Genomic DNA, 1,880 nt, shown 5'->3' with positions numbered 1-1,880 from the left:
TAAAGGCAAACCAATTAAAAAATTAATTTTTTTCACTTTCATAATTTCCTTTCAAAATATATAGATTTATCTATATACCTATATAAATTATAAATATTTTGATGATTTATCAAAAATAAGGTTTTTTTATATAAAAAAATTATAAAAATTATATATAATAAATAGGCTTATAAATTTGCAATTGCCAATTTAGCTCAGCGGTAGAGCAGCTGGCTGTTAACCAGTTGGTCACAAGTTCGATCCTTGTAATTGGCGCCATTTATGGCCTGTTGGTGAAGCGGTTAACACACATGGTTTTCATCCATGCACGCACGGGTTCGATTCCCGTACAGGCTACCATTTGGAAGATTAGCTCAGTCGGGAGAGCGTCGCCCTTACAAGGCGGATGTCGTGGGTTCGAGCCCCTCATCTTCCACCATGCCGTCTTAGCTCAGCAGGTAGAGCAACTGACTTGTAATCAGTAGGTCGTAGGTTCGATTCCTATAGACGGCACCATATATAAGATACAAGTAGTCTTGTGCCAATACGCGTGAGTGGTGAAATTGGCAGACACGCTAGATTTAGGCTCTAGTGCTTTACGGCATAAGGGTTCAAGTCCCTTCTCGCGCACCATATCACATGATTGTCTAAGTAAAAAGCAATGAAATTCATTGCTTTTTATTATTATATTTTTATAAATTTATATCATTATAAAACCAGATATATTTTTAAATATATAAATAACAAATTTATCATTTAATTCTACTTTTACTTTTACGCTAACTTGATCACTATTTTCATCACCACTTACTTCCAATAATGAAATTTTAATACTTGGATCCAAAGCTTGTTTACCATTATATTTGTATTCTAAATCTTCAGGTTTTGCATTTATACCTGCCACCTTATTTCTTACAGATTCCTTTGGTTGAATATTTAAATGTTTTAATATTTCTATTAATTCTTTGTTTTCTTTTTTACCCATACCTTCTTGCGATGTTTCAAAAACTTCGCTTCTTATGAATTTATTTATTTTATTATTTCAAGATCTTAAATAATATTTGAATCTTAATATACCTTTTTCATCATCGGGATTAAGTTCTAAAATGGTGGCATATACATCAGACACTATATTATTTTGTTTGTCTAAAACTTTTAGCATTCTATACTTATTTATTTCTGAGGGCATAATTAAAGAAATATCACTATATTTATCTAATTCAATATTGTATTGACCCCAATCTTTATCATTAGACAATATTGGTAATACTAAATTTGGTGTTTCAAATATACAAGATGTCTTAGCGGTACTATCTTTTGATAAATAAAATAAAATTTTTACAGAATTATTCCCTTTATCTTTAATAATTTTATAAATATGCGCTTTAAATTCATTTGGTAGGCTATATTCTACTATATAATCAGACGGATTTTCGCTAACATTAGCATATATTAAATCTCTAATTTCCATGTTATTTTTGTATTTAAAGTTAACATTTCAACGATTTGCTTCTCAATTTATTTCATAATCACTTTTGAATTCATTTTTTAATGTCTTTTCTTTTTTTGTAGTTATTTTACCTTTTTGTAATCCATAAGATATATAAACATTATCTTTGTCTTTAACAACATTTAATAATTTTCCAGAAAATTCATTATTTTGAATTTTTAATTCAAAATGTTCAATCGATAGATCATTAATAGATATATTGGCTGGTGCTAACCCACTTTTTAATAAAACATCTTCTTGAGCTTTTGTTCAATCAACATTAGTTGCAAAGCCAATAAATTCTTTAGTCTTTGATATTTTTTATTACCCTTACTTATTTCATAACTAACGGTTGCGTTATTTCCGTTTTTGGAAACATCTATAATTGCTATTTTAAATGTTGAATCTTTTA

General features: G+C 28.7%; 1 protein-coding gene and 5 tRNA genes. 5 read left to right on the top strand and 1 reads right to left on the bottom strand.

The features are described 5' to 3' along the window. Positions 1 to 183 precede the first annotated feature (183 nt). The 5 genes from T380_RS0103705 to T380_RS0103685 all read left to right on the top strand — a co-directional run bounded on the left by T380_RS0103705 (position 184) and on the right by T380_RS0103685 (position 612). Positions 184 to 258 (top strand) — tRNA-Asn (locus tag T380_RS0103705). Positions 259 to 263: 5 nt separating this feature from the next. Next, positions 264 to 339: transfer RNA gene (locus tag T380_RS0103700), tRNA-Glu, on the top strand. Between the two features lie 3 nt (positions 340 to 342). Next, positions 343 to 418, top strand: a tRNA-Val gene (locus T380_RS0103695). A gap of 1 nt (position 419) precedes the next feature. Next, positions 420 to 495: transfer RNA gene (locus T380_RS0103690), tRNA-Thr, on the top strand. 32 nt (positions 496 to 527) lie between these two features. Then, positions 528 to 612: transfer RNA gene (locus T380_RS0103685), tRNA-Leu, on the top strand. A 67-nt stretch (positions 613 to 679) separates the two neighbouring features. On the opposite strand, the gene T380_RS0103680 is transcribed toward T380_RS0103685, so the two are convergent. Next, entirely contained in the window at positions 680 to 1,450 is a 771-nt protein-coding gene (locus T380_RS0103680) for a hypothetical protein (protein ID WP_027334516.1), read from the bottom strand. Between the last annotated feature and the right edge of the window lie 430 nt (positions 1,451 to 1,880).

It is taken from the genome of Mycoplasma elephantis ATCC 51980 (assembly GCF_000687815.1).
Taxonomy (GTDB): Bacteria; Bacillota_I; Bacilli_A; order Mycoplasmatales; family Metamycoplasmataceae; genus Mycoplasma_H; species Mycoplasma_H elephantis.
This window is presented reverse-complemented; position numbering and strand designations above follow the sequence as displayed.